The following is a 15303-nucleotide window of genomic DNA, read 5'->3' as shown; positions in this document are numbered from 1 at the left end:
ACCATGCCCGGAACGCCCGGGGACCCCGGCAGCGCGCTGGCGCCGGGCGGCGGCGAGCGGCCCGGCGGTACGGCCGAGCCGGCCGCCGAGCCCGGCGGTACGGCCGAGCCCGCCGCCGGAGCCGCTACCCGAGCGGAGAACCCGGCGTCCGGGAGCCCCGCGACCACGAACGCCTCCACGGGCCCGGACGCCGCGAACACCGGCGAGGCGACCGAGGGGCACACCACCGCGCCCCGGGAGGAAGCGGAGAGCACCGCCGAACCCGCCGCCGCCCCGGCCGCGGCACTGTCCGGCGCCGCTTCCGCGTCGTCGGCGGCGTCCGTTCCGACCGCGGAGCTGGCGACCGTCAGCACCGACGGCCCGACTTCGGGCACCGCGGCGACCGCCACCGGGACCGGTGGCGGCGGTGGCGCGAGCTCGCAGGAGGGTGATGAACCGCCCGGCAGCCGGCCCAAGAAGCCGATGCTCGCGGCGGCCGGCATCGTCGGCGCGCTCCTGATCGCGGTGCCCTTCCTCCTGGCAGGACAGGACGACCGCGAGCCCGAGCGCACCCGCACCGAGAACGCGGCAGGCACGGTGCTGGACAGCGAACACCCTCCGGTTCCGGAGACCTACACCAGCCAGTTGCCGACCCCCTCCGCCACGCCGAGCAAGAAGGAGGAGAAGGAGGAGAAGGAGGCGAAGAAGGAGAAGAAGCCGGCCGGGCCCGTGATCCACCAGCAGCCGGTCACGCCTTCGCCGACCCCCTCCCCGGAGAAGTCCAAGGCCGAGAAGAAGCCCAAGGTCAAGGCCAAGGTGCTGACGCCGGCCGAACAGCTCCGCCAGTGGGCCAACGGACGCTCCGGGGTTCAGAACACCGTGATCAAGAACGCGGCGACCGGCCAGTGCGTCGACATCGGCGGTTACGGAAAGGGCAAGATCAACAACGCCGTCAACCAGTACCCGTGCAACGGCACCACGGGCGACAACCAGCTGTGGAGCCTCGACGTCGTGGACAAGGACGGCGGGCCCCAGAACGCGCCCCTCTTCCTGATCCGCAACAGCAAGGACGGTCTCTGCCTGGACCTGGGCTATTACAACGCCCGTTCGGCGGGGACGAAGATCGGCCAGTTCCACTGCAACGCGTCGGGCGACAACCAGCTCTGGTGGCTCGACCCCCGCGGCGACGGGACGAACTGGATCCGCAACGCCGTCAGCAAGGACCTGTGCCTGCGTCCGACCGGCGGTGCCTCCGCCGGAAACGACGCCCGGCTCGAAATCGCCAACTGCGGCTTCGGCGATCGCTGGATCGTCTGAGGATCCGCCCCGGCGGAGCGACGCCCCCGTTGCTGAGGTGCAGCCTTACGCACCACGGGAACGGGGGCGTCGCTCCTTCGTCCGGAAGGTGATGGTGCACCGCCGCCGCAGCGGGCGGGTCAGGACAGCTCGGCCAGAACCGCGTCCGTGAACGGCGTCCAGGCCTCGGCCGCCCATGACCGGGGGCGTCCCCTTGCCGCATTCGTCGGGCAGGGCGCTGAAATCGGCGGCGTCCGCCTCGGCCCACTCCGCCGCTCCGGTCACCCGCGGTAAGAGGTCAGGGAACGACCTTGCGTGCGCGGACGGCCAGGACGGCGACCAGCAGCGTCGGTACGAGCAGGAGCGAGAAGGTGATGGCGTAACCGCCGAGCCGGCTCGTCCCGGCGGCCAGCCCGGCGTCCACTCTCAACTGCCCGCGCTCGGTCACAAGCTGATGCGGTAACGTGTGAACTGTGAAGGCCATCCACGTGAAGCGGGCGTTCAAGTACCGCTTCTATCCGACTGACGCGCAGGCAGCGGAGCTGTCCCGCACGTTCGGCTGCGTGCGGAAGGTCTACAACCTCGCCCTGGCCGCCCGCACGGAAGCGTGGACGCGGCAGGAACGGGTGAACTACAACCAGACGTCGGCGATGCTGACGGCCTGGAAGAAGACCGAGGAACTCGCCTACCTCAACGACGTCTCTTCCGTCCCGCTCCAACAGGCCCTGCGCCATCTCCAGGCGGCATTCACGAACTTCTTCGGCAAGCGGTCCAAGTACCCGCGTTTCAAGTCGCGGAAGAAGTCGCGGAAGTCGGCGGAGTACACCACCAGCGCGTTCCGGTTCCGGGACGGCAAGCTGACCCTGGCGAAGATGGCAGAGCCGCTGGACGTCGTGTGGTCCCGTCCGCTGCCCGAGGGCGCTTCGCCGTCCACGGCGACGGTGTCCCAGGACGCGGCCGGACGCTGGTACGTGTCCCTGCTGGTCGAGGACCCCTCCGTCCAGCCGCTCCCCGCCACCGGCGCGGCCGTCGGCATCGACGTCGGCCTCGATTACCTGCTGACGCTGTCGACCGGGGAGAAGGTCTCCAACCCCCGGCACGAGCGACACGACCGTGCCCGTCTCGCCAGGGCCCAGCGGCAGCTTGCCCGCAAGGCCGAGGGCGACGGCGCCAACCGGGCCAAGGCACGCCGAAAGGCCGCCAAGGTCTACGCACGCATCACCGACCGCAGGCGTGACCACCTGCACAAGCTCACCACTCGGCTCGTTCGTGAGAACCAAACGATCGTGATCGAGGACCTCGCCGTTCGGAACATGGTGAAGAACGGCAGCCTGGCCCGCGCCATCTCCGATGCCGCGTGGTCGGAGTTCCGGAGCATGCTGGAGTACAAGGCCCAGTGGTACGGCCGCGAAGTGATCGCGATCGACCGCTGGTTCCCCTCCTCGAAGCTGTGCTCCGTCTGCGGCACCTTGCGGGACAAGATGCCGCTCAACGTCCGCACCTGGACGTGCGACTGCGGGACGACCCATGACCGGGACGTGAACGCAGCGAAGAACATTCTGGCCGTCGGGCTGACGGCGTCTGTCTGTGGAGCTGGTGTAAGACCTCAACGGAGTTCTCCGGGACGGCAGTCGGCGATGAAGCAGAAACCCTTACGGCGCGAGCCGTAGGAATCCCCCTCCTTCAGGAGGGGGAGGAAGTCAAGTTGGTCTGCATGGCGCTGGTGGTGTGGCACAGCCGGTCCGGCGCGCTGTGGGCGAGCGACAGCACCGTGACGCACGGATCGAGCATCCCCGCGACCGCCAGCGGCGGCCGGGAGGCGCGTTCCTGGATGTCCCGTTGAGGTGGCTCGACACCCCGAGGCTTGGTCTGGGCCACCCGGAGCCAGCGAGAAGCTATGCCGAGAGCCGAAGCGCGGGCAACCGAATTTGGCGCGGGTGCGACGCCGAGCAGGGCGGTACGGGGGCCAGTTGCCCGTACCGCCCTGCTCCCGGTGAAGGTCGTGTCAGCGCAGCCCGTCCACGAACGCCTGCCAGGCTGGGGCCCCGAGGACGATGGCGGGGCCGGTGGGGTTCTTGCTGTCGCGGACGGGGACGGACCCGCAGGGGGAGCCGACGGCGGTCTCGACGCAGCAGCCGCCGGTGTTGCCGCTGTAGGAGGAGGTCCGCCAGGCCGCACCGCCGGTCACGGTGCACTCGACGCACTCGCCGCCGGTGCTTCCGCTGTAGCTGGACTTACGCCATTCCGCGCTCTTCAGGTCAGTGCTGGTCTGCATAACGTTCCTCCATCACGCGGCTGATCCGCGCCGCCGATTCCTCCACGGAGAGGGCGGCGGCCTGGAGGTGAGCGTATCGGAGCGAGCCCTCCCTGACCGTCTCAGGATTGGCCGTCATATGGCCGGAGATGAGGTCTTCGGTATAGATGATGTCCGGGTCATCGTCGAAACGCATGCCCGTGAACGAGCCATCCAAGCTCGCGTGTTCACCGGCCTCGAACGGCAGCACCTGGATCCGCATCCAACGGTGCGTCGCGTAGTCCAACAGCTTCTGGAGTTGGGCCCGCATCACCTCGTGGCCGCCGATCGGCCGGTACAGCACCGCCTCGTCCAGGATCGCCCACGCCAACGGTGGCTTCTCCCGCTCCAGGATCCGCTGCCGCTCCATCCGGGCGGCGAGCAGACCCTCCAGGTCGTCCGGCATGCCGGTGGCCAGGACCGCCCGCGCGTACTCCTCCGTCTGCAACAACCCGTAGACCACCTGGGCCTGGTACGTCGAGATGTACGCGGCCTTCGCCTCCATGTCCGCGTACGGCTGGAACCACGTCGGCAACTGGCTCCGCAGCACCAGCCCCACCAGCCGCGAGAACGTCCCGTCCGTCCCCAGCGCCGCGTCCACGCGCTCCGAGAAGTCACGGGTGGGGATCTTCTTCGTCGTCTCGATCTGGCCGACCAGCGAGCCCGTGCAGAAGATGATGGTGCCCAACTGCGGCTGCGTCAGGCCCTGGGCCTCGCGCTGGCGGCGCAACTCCCCGCCGTAATACGCGAGCGGGGAAGCGTCGGGATCGAGCGTCTGGATGTTGGCCACGGATGGACCTCCGGGTGCAACGCCTCGCGGCGTTCGTTTCGGTACGTAGCCGAGCGTAGCCATCACATCGCAGCCTGGTGACATGAATCACGTAGTTATCCCCCGGAGGGATCCCGGGGAGCCCGTCTACCGCGCCGACTTCGCCCTCGGCGCGCACTCCGCCCGGCATCTCCGCCGCGTCCTGCGGCTCTACCTCAAGGCCTGGGAGCTGCCCTTCCTCGCCGACGCCGCCGAACTGGCGCTCACCGAGCTGATCGCTAACGTCGTGCAGCACGTGCCCGACCGGCGCGGCAAGACCTTCATCTTCCGGCTGCCGCGCGGCGAGGGCATCCGCGTCGAGGTGTCCGACAGCAGCCCCGCCGTGCCCCTCGCCATCACGGGCGATCCGTTGGACGACGGGGGCCGGGGGCTCGTCCTCGTCAACGCCGTCACCGATGAGTGGGGCATCATCAAGCGGTGGGACGGCAGCGGGAAGACCGTCTGGTTCGAGTGCCTGACGCCGCCGGAGAAGGGCGGCAGCCGGTTCAGGACAGCTCGGCCAGAACCGCGTCCGTGAACGGCGTCCACGCCTCCGCCGCCCACGGTCCGAAGGCCCGGTCGGTCAGCGCGACGCAGGCCGCGCCCGCCACCGGGTCGATCCACAGGAACGTGCCCGACTGGCCGAAGTGCCCGAAGGTGGCGGGGGAGGACGTGTTCCCCGTCCAGTGCGGGGACTTGGCGTCGCGGATCTCGAAGCCGAGGCCCCAGTCGTTCGGGCTCTGGTGGCCGTAGCCCGGCAGCACGCCCTTGAGGCCCGGGTGCACGACGCTCTGGGCCTCCAGGACCGTACGCGGGTCGAGCAGGCGCGGGGCCTGCACCTCGGCGGCGAAGCGGACGAGGTCGGCCACCGTGGAGACGCCGTCGCGGGCGGGGGAGCCGTCCAGGGTCGTGGACGTCATGTCCAGCGGCTCAAGGACCGCCTGGCGCAGGTACTCCGCGAACGGGATGCCGGACGCCTTGGCGATGTGGTCGCCCAGCACCTCGAAGCCCGCGTTGGAGTACAGGCGGCGGTTGCCGGGCGGGGCCGTCACCCGGTGCTCGTCGAAGGCCAGGCCGCTGGTGTGGGCGAGGAGGTGGCGCACCGTGGAGCCCTCGGGTCCGGCCGGCTCGTCCAGCTCGACCGCCCCCTCCTCGTACGCCACCAGCGCCGCGTAGGCCGCGAGCGGCTTGGTGACCGAGGCGAGGGGGAAGCGGTGGTCGGCCGGCCCGTGCGTGCCGAGGACCGTGCCGTCCGACCGTACGACGGCGGCTGCCGCCGTCGTGACCGGCCAGGTGTCGATGATGCGCAGGCTCTCCATGGCTCCGAGCCTAACCGCCGCGCACCCGAGGGAGCCCCGGGCCCCGTGCCCCGCTGAGTCCCGGGCCCCGGGGAGCCGGGGGCCCGGGACGTAAGGCGTGCGCCGTCAGGCGGCGGCCAGCGGTGCGAGCCGGGTGCCGAGCGCCATGATCCGCATCGCGCGCTCCGTGGCGTCGGCCAGGAACTCGCCGCTCCTGCCGATCGCCTCCACCAGCGTCATCGGGGCGGGCAGGATCGAGCTGTACGCGTCCACGCCCACCGCCCGGACGTCCTGCGCGCCCGGCCCGATCGTCCCGGCCAGCACCAGGACCGGCACCCCGGCCGCCTGGGCCCGCCGGGCGACCTCCGCCGGGATCTTCCCCCGTACGGTCTGGTGGTCGAGCGCCCCCTCCGCCGTGATCACGAAGTCCGCGCGGGCGAGGCGCGCGTCGAGGTCGAGACCGTCGAGCAGCACGTCGTAGCGGGGGAGCAGCCGCGCGCCCACGGCGGCGAGGCCGGCCCCGAGACCACCGGACGCACCCGTGCCGGGAGCCGTGCGCAGGTCGATCACGGCACCGGTCGTCGGGGCGAAGGCCGGGGCCAGATCCCGGGTGAGGACGTCGGCCAGCCGCTCCAGGCCGGCCGAGAGCAGCTCCACCTCCGCCGGGGTCGCCCCCTTCTGCGGCCCGAACACCCGGGCCACCCCGCGCTTCCCGCACAGCACGTTGTACGGGTTGCAGGCCACGAGCAGCTCCGTGCGGGCCAGCCTCGGGTCGAGGCCGGACGGGTCGATGTGCTCCAGCTCGTGCAACGCCCCACCGCCCCGGCGCAGTTCACGGCCGTGCCGGTCGGTCAGCCGGGCCCCGAGCGCCTGGAGCGCGCCCGCGCCCCCGTCCGACGTACCGGAGTCGCCGCAGCCGACGAGGATGCGCCGGGCCCCCGCGTCCAGGGCAGCCCGGATGAGCTCGCCGACGCCGTACGTGGTGGTCGCACCCGGGTGGCGCAGGCCCGGCGGCACCAGGGCGAGGCCCGCGACGGCGGCCATCTCCACGACGGCGGTCAGCGGTCCCGGCCCGCCCAGGAGCGCGAAGTGCGAGGCGACCGGCTCGCCCACGGGGCCGGTCGCGGTGACCGGGACCAGCCGGCCGCCGCCCGCCAGGGCCAGCGCCTCCGCCGTGCCTTCGCCGCCGTCCACCAGCGGGATGAGGTCGAGGTCGGCGTCGGGGATCACGCGCCGTACGCCGACGGCGATGGCCTCGGCGACCCGGGCGGCCGAGAGGGACTCCTTGAAGCCGCTGGGGGCGATGGCGATGCGGTGGGCGGGGTGGGTGCGGTGGGTCGGGCGGGTCATGGCTGGGTCTCCAGAAGGACGGGCACGCCGAGCAACGGCCAGACGGCGAGGGCGAAGGTGAGGACGAGGGCAGCGCTGAGCGGGGCGAGGAACGCGGACAGCCGCAGCAGGTCGCGCGGGGTGTAGGTCGGGGTGCCGGGCACGTCCGCGAAGAGCGCGACGGGCTTGGCCGAGGAGGGCAGGGTGTGGCAGAAGCCGGCGGCGGCCGTGGAGGCCAGCGCCGCCGTGACCGGGTTGACCCCGGCCCCGACCGCCGCCGCGACCACCAGCGGGACCAGCACGGAGGACCGGGCGGAACGCGACTGGAGCGCCAGATGGGCGGCCGTGCTGACGACGACCACTCCGGCCAGGAACACCCACGGGGGCGTGGACGTCCCCAGGGGTATCCAGCCCACCAGCCAGTCGGCCGCCCCCGAGTCGGAGAGGGCGACGCCCATCGCCATGGTGGCGGCCATGAACAGCAGCAGCGGCCAGGGGACCGTCCGCAGTCCGTCCTTGAAGCGCACCGTCCCCAGCGCCGGAGAGGTCGCCACCAGCGCGCCGATGAGCGCGACCACGGCGGGCGACACCCCGTGCAGGGGCTCGCTGCACCAGAGCAGGACGACCGTCGCCAGCAGGAGCAGACACCGGGACTCCGCCGGGCTGAACGGCCCCTCGACGGCCGTCTCGGAGTGCTCCTGGATCTGCGCCGCCGTGATGGTGACCGGACCCTTGCGGTCGGAGCGCCGGGTCGTCGTCAACAGCACCAGTTCGGCGGCGAGATGGGAGGAGACGACGGCCAGCGGCAGCCCGAGGACGAGCCACTGCACGAAGCTCAGCTGCTCCCCGGTCTGCTCCCACAGCACGCCGACGGTGATCAGGTGCGCGCCCGCGCCGATCAGGGTCGCGACGGCCGACAGCAGGATGACCGTGGGGAAGAGCAGCGCCAGCATCACCACCAGACGGCCGCGCTCGCGCAGGGCGGAGGCCAGCGCCAGGAACACCGGGAGCGCGAGGGCGGCACGCCCCGATGTGGCCGGTACGGCGAACGCGGTCACGACCAGTCCGGCCGTGGTCAGGTGCACCAACTGGCGTACGGTCCTGGCCCCGCCGACCAGGAAGACGGCGGCCCGGCCGGCCAGACCGGTCCGGGTCACGGCCGCCGCCAGGACGAAGGCGCAGATCAGCAGCCACACCGTCTCGTCGCCCAGGGTGGCGAACAGGGCCTCGCTGCTGATCACCCCCGTGACCGTCAGCGCCAGGCCCGCACCGAGCGCGATGTAGGCGTCATCCACCGGAGTGGCGATCCAGGCGGCGGTGGCCAGGGCGAAGACGGCGAGGGAGAGCCGCCCGTCGACGCTGAGGCCGGGGGCGGCGCCGGGGACGGCGAGGAGAGCGCAGAGTCCGAGGACGGCACAGAGGCCGACGGTCTGCCGGAGTGGTAGAGGCACGCTGTACAGCCTCCGAAGGCGCGGTGAGCGCCTGATGAGTGCCTGGTGAAGGCCTTTTCATCAAGTTCGTCGAGCGGCTCGCACCCCCACCCGCATCCCGAGGTGAGCCCGCGTCCCGAGGCGGGCCCGCATCCCGGGGCGGCCCCACAGCCCGAGGCGGCCCGGGCAGCGAACGGCCCCGCCCCGGGCACGCGGGGCGGGGCCGGGTGGCCGGGTGGCCGGGTGGCCGGGTGGCCGGGACCGGGGCTCAGGGCAGGCGGTAGCCCATGCCCCGGATCGTCTCCAGCCGCTCCGCGCCCAGCTTCCGGCGCAGCGCGCGAACGTACACGTCCACGATGTTGGAGCCGGGGTCGAAGTCGTACCCCCACACATGGGACAGGATCTGCTCGCGCGACAGCACCTGGCCGGGATGGCGCAGGAACATCTCCAGCAGCACGAACTCGCGCGCCGTCAGGTCCACCGTCCGCTCGCCCGCGCGGGCCCGGCGCGTCCGCAGGTCCAGGGCGAGACTGCCGCTGCGCAACATGGTGACCTCGGGCGCGCGGGCGGCGGTGCGCTGCCGCAGCCGTACCCGGGCGAGCAGCTCCTCGAAGCGGAACGGCTTCGTCATCCAGTCGTCGGCCCCGCCCTCCAGCCCGGCCACCGTGTCCCGCACGGAGTCGCGGGCGGTGAGCACGATGACCGGCAGCGTGACGCGGGCCTCGCGCATCTCCCGCAGCACGGTGAAGCCGTCCCGGCCGGGCAGGCCGATGTCGAGCACCATCAGGTCGAACCCGCCGGACAGCGCGTGGCTCAGCGCCACGTCCCCGTCCTCGGCCACGACCGTGGTGAAGCCGTTGGCGCGCAGCCCCTTCTGGACGAACGAGGCGATGCGCTCCTCGTCCTCGGCGATCAGGATCCGGTTCATGTGGCGGTCTCCAGCGTGAGTACGAAGGTGGCTCCGCCGCCTTCGGTCCGGCGTAGTTCGACGCGGCCGTGGTGGCCCTCCGCGATGGCCTTGACGATGGCGAGGCCGAGCCCCGCGCCGCTCGTGCGGGTCCCGCGCCGGGACGTCCCCCGGCGGAACCGTTCGAAGATCACCTCGGCGTCCTCCGGCGGGATCCCGGGCCCGTGGTCGGCGACGTACAGCTCGACGCGGTCCTCCTCGGCCCGCGAGCCGATCCGGATGCGCTGGCCGGGCACGGTGTGCTGGACGGCGTTCTGCGCGAGCTGCACCATCGCCTGGGTCATCCGCTGCTCGTCCAGGCGCACTTCGAGGTCCGCGACGCCGTCGAGCTGCCACTCCCGGTCGCCGAGGGTCCGCACCTTCACGTACACGTCGGCGGTCAGCTCCGCGAGCTGGACGGGTTCGGGGCGCACGAAGTCGGGGCGCTCGGCCCCCGCGAGCAGGAGCAGGTCCTCGACGATGCGGCTCATCCGGTCCAGCTCGTCCGTGACCAGCCGCACCGTCTCCTCCCGGTCCGCCGGGTCGTCGCCCATCAGCTCCAGGTGGCCCCGGACGATGGTGATGGGGGTGCGCAGCTCGTGCCCGGCGTCGTCGACGAAGACCCGCTGCGCGGCGAAGGCCCGCTCCAGACGGTCGAGCATCGCGTTGAACGTCTCGGCGAGGGCCGCGATGTCGTCCCGGCCCTCCACGGGGATGCGCCGGGTGAGGTCCTGCTCGGTCAGCTCCGCCGCCGTCGTCCGCACGAGCCGGACGGGCGCGAGGATGCGACCGGCGACGGCCCAGCCGACCCCGGTCGTCATCAGCAGCGCCACACCGGACAGGGCGAGCAGCATCCAGAACGTCTTGTCGGCGACGGCCCGTTCGCGCTCCGGGTGGAAGGCGACGACGAACGCCCCGGGCTGCTCGCCCGCGGCAGGTCCGATGGCGACCTTGGCCCAGCGCACCTCGCCCTGCGGACGGTCCAGCGTCCCGAAGGAGTCCTTGGAGGCGTGGATCCGGGTGAGCGAGGCGTCGTCCTTCCACAGCGCGATGTCCTGCGGCAGTTCGCGGCGCTGCCGGATGGCGTGGGGCCGGTCGCCGGGCCGGCCGGTCAGGCCCAGCAGTTCCTCGTCGGGGTCGGCGTACTGCCGTTGCAGATAGATGCGGAGCAGCCTGTCCACGGTGTCGAACCGGCCGCCGGTGTCCGGGTCCACCCCCTGCGGAACGAAGTTCGCGAACTCGCCGGTCTCCTGGGTGAGCAGCTTGCTGATGCGGTGGTCCACGTCCCGTTGGAGGATCGAACGCACGGTGACGGCGACCGCGCCCAGCGCGACCGCCATCACCACCAGCAACCACAGCAGGATCCGTACCCGGGCGGAAATCCTCGGAAGGCTAACCGTCATCACCGAAGTCGTCGTCATCGTCGTCGTCGGCCGCGGAGGGGCCCGGGACGACGGAGCTGTCCGGTGTACGGGACGGAGTGGAGGAGCCGCTCGGCGTCGGGGCGCCGGTCGGTGACGTGACACCGCTCGGCGGCGGGGTGCCGCGCGGGCTCTCCTCCAGTTGGACGGTGGAAGGCACCTTCGGCGCTTCCGAGGTGTCGGTCATGGCGTAGCTGGTGGCCGCTATGCCGAGGGGTACGGCGACGACGGCTGCCAGGGCCGCCAGACGAGGTGAGAAAGCCATGTATTCACCCTGACTGTCCCGGACGGTACGAACATGAAGCGAAGATGAACAATCCTTCATCTTCGATGCGCTTGACGTCCATCTGTGGGAGCGCCCGGCCCCGAAGCCCCGCCGATCCGTCCGCTTCGCGCGGTTCCCCCTTGCTTCGAGTGCACTCCAAGGATTTAGCGTGGAGGGCATGACGGTGATCGACGGAACCTCCCGGAGCACTCCCGCGACAATCGCACATCCGCCGCCCTCACCGGCGGTGGACGCCTGCGCGGCCGCCCCGAAGCCTCACCCGCGCCCCGCGGGCCAGGACAGCTACACGATCAGTGAGGTCGTCGCCTTCACCGGACTCACCGCGCACACCCTGCGCTGGTACGAGCGCATCGGGCTCATGCCCCACGTCGACCGCTCGCACACCGGCCAGCGCCGCTTCAGCAACCGCGACCTCGACTGGCTGGCGTTCGTCGGCAAGCTGCGGCTGACCGGGATGCCCGTCGCCGACATGGTGCGGTACGCGGAGTTGCTGCGCGAGGGCGAGTCCACCTTCGAGGCACGACAGGAACTACTGGAGGCGACCCGCCGCGACGTGATCACGCGGATCGCGGAGCTCCACGACACCCTCGCCGTGCTCGACCACAAGATCGAGTTCTACGCGGGCGCCCGCAGGGCGCCGGAAAGGCACAGCGCCTGATGACCGACAACGACAGGAACACGCTCGCCACCGTCGAGCTGGGCGGCGACGGCGGACCGCGGGTCGGCGTCCAGGGCCTCGGCTGCATGGGCATGAGCGAGTTCTACGGCGAGACCGACGAGCTCTCCGCCCGGGACACCCTGGACGCGGCCCTGGAAGCCGGCGTCACGCTCTTCGACACCGCCGACGTCTACGGGCGCGGGGCCAACGAGGAGTTCCTGGCGCCGTTCGTCGGGGCCCACCGGGACGAGATCACGCTCGCCACCAAGTTCGCGCTGGTGCGTTCCGACGACCCCGGGTACCGGGGCGTGAGCAACGACCCCGCGTACATCCGCACCGCCGTCGAAGCGAGCCTCCGGCGGCTGAACACGGACGTCATCGACCTCTACTACATGCACCGCCACGACCCGGCCGTCCCGTTCGCCGAATCGGTCGGTGCGATGGCGGAACTGATCCAGCAGGGCAAGGTCAGGCAGCTCGGGCTGAGCGAGGTGACCGGCCCCGAGCTGCGCGAGGCGTACTCCGTGCACCCGATCGCCGCCCTTCAGTCGGAGTGGTCCCTCTTCAGCCGGGACGTCGAGAAGAGCGCCGTAGGCGCGGCGGCCGAGCTGGGCGTCACGCTCGTCCCGTACTCACCGCTCGGCCGGGGCTTCCTCACCGGCTCCTTCACCGACGCGGGCAAGGACCTGGGCGAGGGCGATTTCCGTAAGCAGCAGCCGCGCTTCACCGGCGACAACGCCCGTGCCAACGCGGCCCTCCTGGAGCCCGTCCACCGGATCGCCGCCGCGCACGGGGCCAGCGCCGCGCAGGTGGCCCTCGCCTGGGTCCAGCAGCGAGCCCGGGTGCACGGGCTGACCGTGGTCCCGATCCCCGGGACCCGTAAGCGGAGCCGCCTGCTGGAGAACGTGGCCGCGACCGGGCTGACGCTGACGGCCGGGGAGCTGGACCTGCTGGAGCCGATCGCGGGCCGGGTGGCGGGGGACCGGTACCCGGACATGAGCCTGACGTCGGAGGCCCGGGAGGAGCAGCCCGGAGGCGTATGAGGTGATCGCCTGGTTCATGAAGTTCATGAAGTTCATGACGACGTTCATGAAGTTCATGACGGCCGGGCGACGCCATGGTCCGCGCCCCCGGAAGGCCCTTCACGCCAGCCCCAGCGCGAACACCGCGAACCCCGCCGCGAGCAGCCCCGCCAGCGCACGGCGGGCGTTCGCGGCGCGGGTGCCCGTCTGCCACGGGGCCTCGAAGCGGCGCGCGTACCGGGCGATCAGCACCAGCAGCCCCGCGAACACCGGCAGCCACGCGGTCCGGGCGAGGATCCAGCCCACCGTGTCCGGCGCGGTCGTCAGCCCCGCCACCGCTGTCCCCGCCCCGGCGAGCGAGGCCGGTACGGCGGCGGCCAGCATCGCGGTCTGGTGCCAGCACAGGATCGTCATCGCGGACAGGTTGATCACCACGACCGGCGCCCAGAGCAGCGGCCGCCGCAACAGCCGCCCGAGCCGGTCGCGCAGCAGGATCGCCGCCCCGCTCTGCGTCGCCGCCAGCGCCACCACCAGCAGCGACGGCGGATGCGAGTTCGTCCGCGCCTCGCCCGGCACCCCGACCATCGACGCCGGGTAGTGGAAGGCGAGCAGCAGCACGGCGAACAGCGCCCCGCCGCCGATCAGCAGCAGCCGGGCCCCGCGCCTCCCGATCCGGCCCTCGCCCCAGGACACGCCCAGCTGATAGGCGAAGAGCCAGCCGGGCAGGATGTTGAGCACGCTCAGCCAGGACGGCATCGCCTCGGCGAAGGGCCCGTAGCGCAGGAAGTCCACCACCGCGACGGACGCCAGCAGCGGCAGCGCCGCCCACCCGCCGAGCTTCCGCGCCAGCGTGACGCAGACCGGCGTGAGGGCCGTGACGACGGTGTAGACCCCGACGAACCAGAGCGGCTGGATCACCAGCGTCGACCCCGTACGCAGGGTGTCGCCCGGCACGCCCAGCGCGGACAGCACCGCCAGCAGTACCGCCCACACGGCGGTCACCCCGAGCACCGGCCGGCCGAGGCGGGCCAGCCGGCCGCCCAGCCAGGCGGCCGTCGTCGAGGTCCGGCGGCGGAAGGAGAGCACCGAGGCGTACCCCCCGACGAGGAAGAAGATGCCCAGCATCTGGAGCACCCAGCTCGCGGGTGCGAGACCGGCGAACGTCGAGAGCGGGCTCGCGTTGTGCAGGCCTTCGGCGTCCAGCCGGAACCCGCCGAGCATCCAGTGACCGAGCGGTACGGCGAGGAGCGCCAGCGCCCGCAGGCCGTCGATCGCCCGGTCACGGTGGGCGGGGGTGGACGCGTCGATACGGGCGGCGAGCCGCCGGCCGTTCTCCAGCAGGGCGTTCATCGGGCCACTCCTTCCAGGGCCGGGGCGGCCTCCAGCACCGGGGCGGCATCCGCCGGGTCCGGTCCCTCCGCGTCCGGGGCCGCTTCCGCCGCGTCGCCGCGCGCGATGGCGACGAAGGCCCGCAGCGAATCCGTCCCGGGCTCGAAGTAGCCGGCATGCCCCCGGGCCTCGTCCGCCGGCACACGGCGGGCGCCGAACGCCGGATCGGTCGGGTCCGCCCCGTGACCGAGGCCCGCGAAGCGCACGTTCGGCACATCGTCGATCCAGTCGGTCGGATCCTTCGCCGCCCAGACCCGGGCGTCCGTCCGCAACCCGCCCACGTCGTCGGCACGCATCCCGGGGGAGCCGAGGACCACCAGGTCGGTGGCGGGGAGGCGGTGCGCGGCCAGGCCGCAGACCACCGAGCCGTAGCTGTGGCAGAACACGGCCGGCGCGGGCAGCCCGTCCGCCGTCAGCCCCTCCGTGAACCGGGTCAGCCGCCCGGCCCCCGCCTCCGCGAGGCCGCCGGTGGCCGCGTCGATGCCGACGCCCACCGGGGTGGTGTACCCGACCCAGGCGATGACGGCGGTCCCCGGACCGGCCGCGGTGTGCAGGGTCCTGGCCATGCCGGCCGGGGCCCCGTGGCTCGCGACCTTCCGGTCGAAGGTCCCGGCGTCGTTGTCGGACCCCGGCACCACCACCGAGACCCGGTGCGCCGTACGCAGGTCCCCGAAGACCTCGGCGACCTGGCCGCGTCCACGCGGGTCGAACGCGAGGATCTGACGGCCGGGGGCGGCGAGCGAGCGGTAGCGGGGGTCGTCCTCGGCGGCCAGCGCGAGGGAGTTGGCGCGGTAGCGCAGTTCGAGGGGCGCTCCGTCGAGATTCCCGACGACCGACGGATGACGTACGAGGAGGAGTTGCCGCTCGTCGGCGCTCAACCCAGCGAAGAACGCGGCGACTTCGGCAGGCGTGTCACGCTCCGGATCGGGCAGCCCCGCCCCCGACACCCGGTCCGCCCGCCACTGCGCACTCCCCGGCGGCGGCCCGGTCAGCGCCTGCTGCGCATCCCCCGAAACCCAGCCCGCGGTACCCGTCACCACGGTCGTCGCCATGGCGAACGCGACCAGGGTTCTCGCGTATCGGCGCATCGCGCCCTCCCTCTTCCGTCCCGTCACACCGTTCGGCGCGACGGGACGGAAGGTAAGGAG

General features: G+C 72.4%; 17 protein-coding genes. 5 read left to right on the top strand and 12 right to left on the bottom strand.

Features of this window, described 5'->3' with window-relative positions; translation table 11 throughout:
- Positions 1 to 3: 3 nt before the first annotated feature.
- The gene (locus ACH4KB_RS07075; protein ID WP_398064401.1) at positions 4 to 1296 is read left to right on the top strand and encodes an RICIN domain-containing protein; all 1293 of its coding nucleotides are present in this window, start codon (positions 4 to 6) and stop codon (positions 1294 to 1296) included.
- Between the two features lie 277 nt (positions 1297 to 1573).
- Here the strand turns inward: ACH4KB_RS07075 and ACH4KB_RS07070 are convergent, their stop codons facing one another.
- Positions 1574 to 1723 carry a hypothetical protein gene (locus ACH4KB_RS07070; protein WP_398064400.1) on the bottom strand — a complete coding sequence of 50 codons (150 nt, stop codon included), beginning with the start codon at positions 1721 to 1723 and terminating at the stop codon, positions 1574 to 1576.
- 25 nt (positions 1724 to 1748) lie between these two features.
- On the opposite strand from ACH4KB_RS07070, the gene ACH4KB_RS07065 reads away from it, so the two are divergent.
- Positions 1749 to 2945: an RNA-guided endonuclease InsQ/TnpB family protein gene (locus ACH4KB_RS07065; RefSeq protein ID WP_398064398.1), complete on the top strand. Its 1197-nt coding sequence runs from the start codon at positions 1749 to 1751 to the stop codon at positions 2943 to 2945.
- Positions 2946 to 2958: 13 nt separating this feature from the next.
- On the opposite strand, the gene ACH4KB_RS07060 is transcribed toward ACH4KB_RS07065, so the two are convergent.
- The 3 genes from ACH4KB_RS07060 to ACH4KB_RS07050 form a co-directional block, all read right to left on the bottom strand.
- Positions 2959 to 3153: a hypothetical protein gene (locus ACH4KB_RS07060; protein WP_398064691.1), complete on the bottom strand. Its 195-nt coding sequence runs from the start codon at positions 3151 to 3153 to the stop codon at positions 2959 to 2961.
- 127 nt (positions 3154 to 3280) lie between these two features.
- Positions 3281 to 3550 carry a DUF397 domain-containing protein gene (locus ACH4KB_RS07055; protein ID WP_398064396.1) on the bottom strand — a complete coding sequence of 90 codons (270 nt, stop codon included), beginning with the start codon at positions 3548 to 3550 and terminating at the stop codon, positions 3281 to 3283.
- Positions 3534 to 4358: a helix-turn-helix transcriptional regulator gene (locus ACH4KB_RS07050; RefSeq protein WP_398064394.1), complete on the bottom strand. Its 825-nt coding sequence runs from the start codon at positions 4356 to 4358 to the stop codon at positions 3534 to 3536. The genes ACH4KB_RS07055 and ACH4KB_RS07050 overlap by 17 nt, the downstream gene beginning before the upstream one ends.
- 82 nt (positions 4359 to 4440) lie before the next feature.
- Here ACH4KB_RS07050 and ACH4KB_RS07045 point away from each other — a divergent pair, with 82 nt between their 5' ends.
- A complete protein-coding gene (locus ACH4KB_RS07045; RefSeq protein WP_398064392.1) occupies positions 4441 to 4914 on the top strand; it encodes an ATP-binding protein in 474 nt (157 codons plus the stop codon).
- On the opposite strand, the gene ACH4KB_RS07040 is transcribed toward ACH4KB_RS07045, so the two are convergent.
- The 6 genes from ACH4KB_RS07040 to ACH4KB_RS07015 all read right to left on the bottom strand — a co-directional run bounded on the left by ACH4KB_RS07040 (position 4883) and on the right by ACH4KB_RS07015 (position 11065).
- Complete coding sequence (locus tag ACH4KB_RS07040) at positions 4883 to 5695, bottom strand: serine hydrolase domain-containing protein (RefSeq protein ID WP_398064390.1); 813 nt, start codon at positions 5693 to 5695, stop codon at positions 4883 to 4885. The two genes, ACH4KB_RS07045 and ACH4KB_RS07040, sit on opposite strands and share 32 nt — an antisense overlap.
- Positions 5696 to 5800: 105 nt before the next feature.
- Positions 5801 to 7024 carry a glycerate kinase gene (locus ACH4KB_RS07035; RefSeq protein WP_398064388.1) on the bottom strand — a complete coding sequence of 408 codons (1224 nt, stop codon included), beginning with the start codon at positions 7022 to 7024 and terminating at the stop codon, positions 5801 to 5803.
- On the bottom strand, positions 7021 to 8454 hold the full coding sequence (locus ACH4KB_RS07030; protein WP_398064386.1) for an SLC13 family permease: 1434 nt from the start codon (positions 8452 to 8454) through the stop codon (positions 7021 to 7023). The genes ACH4KB_RS07035 and ACH4KB_RS07030 overlap by 4 nt, the downstream gene beginning before the upstream one ends.
- A gap of 247 nt (positions 8455 to 8701) precedes the next feature.
- Positions 8702 to 9361 (bottom strand): response regulator transcription factor, encoded by a 660-nt coding sequence (locus tag ACH4KB_RS07025; RefSeq protein ID WP_398064384.1) that lies wholly within the window; start codon positions 9359 to 9361, stop codon positions 8702 to 8704.
- Complete coding sequence (locus ACH4KB_RS07020; RefSeq protein WP_398064382.1) at positions 9358 to 10782, bottom strand: ATP-binding protein; 1425 nt, start codon at positions 10780 to 10782, stop codon at positions 9358 to 9360. Before ACH4KB_RS07020 ends, ACH4KB_RS07025 begins: the two co-directional genes overlap by 4 nt.
- Positions 10772 to 11065, bottom strand: coding sequence for a small hydrophilic protein (locus ACH4KB_RS07015; protein WP_398064380.1), 294 nt, complete (start codon positions 11063 to 11065; stop codon positions 10772 to 10774). The genes ACH4KB_RS07020 and ACH4KB_RS07015 overlap by 11 nt, the downstream gene beginning before the upstream one ends.
- Positions 11066 to 11243: 178 nt before the next feature.
- Here ACH4KB_RS07015 and ACH4KB_RS07010 point away from each other — a divergent pair, with 178 nt between their 5' ends.
- Positions 11244 to 11744 carry a MerR family transcriptional regulator gene (locus ACH4KB_RS07010; protein WP_398064378.1) on the top strand — a complete coding sequence of 167 codons (501 nt, stop codon included), beginning with the start codon at positions 11244 to 11246 and terminating at the stop codon, positions 11742 to 11744.
- Complete coding sequence (locus ACH4KB_RS07005) at positions 11744 to 12787, top strand: aldo/keto reductase (RefSeq protein WP_398064376.1); 1044 nt, start codon at positions 11744 to 11746, stop codon at positions 12785 to 12787. Before ACH4KB_RS07010 ends, ACH4KB_RS07005 begins: the two co-directional genes overlap by 1 nt.
- A 99-nt stretch (positions 12788 to 12886) precedes the next feature.
- Here the strand turns inward: ACH4KB_RS07005 and ACH4KB_RS07000 are convergent, their stop codons facing one another.
- Positions 12887 to 14116, bottom strand: a complete 1230-nt coding sequence (locus ACH4KB_RS07000; protein WP_398064374.1) for an acyltransferase — start codon at positions 14114 to 14116, stop codon at positions 12887 to 12889.
- Complete coding sequence (locus tag ACH4KB_RS06995) at positions 14113 to 15243, bottom strand: alpha/beta hydrolase (protein ID WP_398064372.1); 1131 nt, start codon at positions 15241 to 15243, stop codon at positions 14113 to 14115. Before ACH4KB_RS06995 ends, ACH4KB_RS07000 begins: the two co-directional genes overlap by 4 nt.
- Positions 15244 to 15303 lie beyond the last annotated feature (60 nt).

Origin of the sequence: Streptomyces sp. NPDC017520 (assembly GCF_044329855.1) — a bacterium.
Classification (GTDB): domain Bacteria; phylum Actinomycetota; class Actinomycetes; order Streptomycetales; family Streptomycetaceae; genus Streptomyces.
This window is presented reverse-complemented; position numbering and strand designations above follow the sequence as displayed.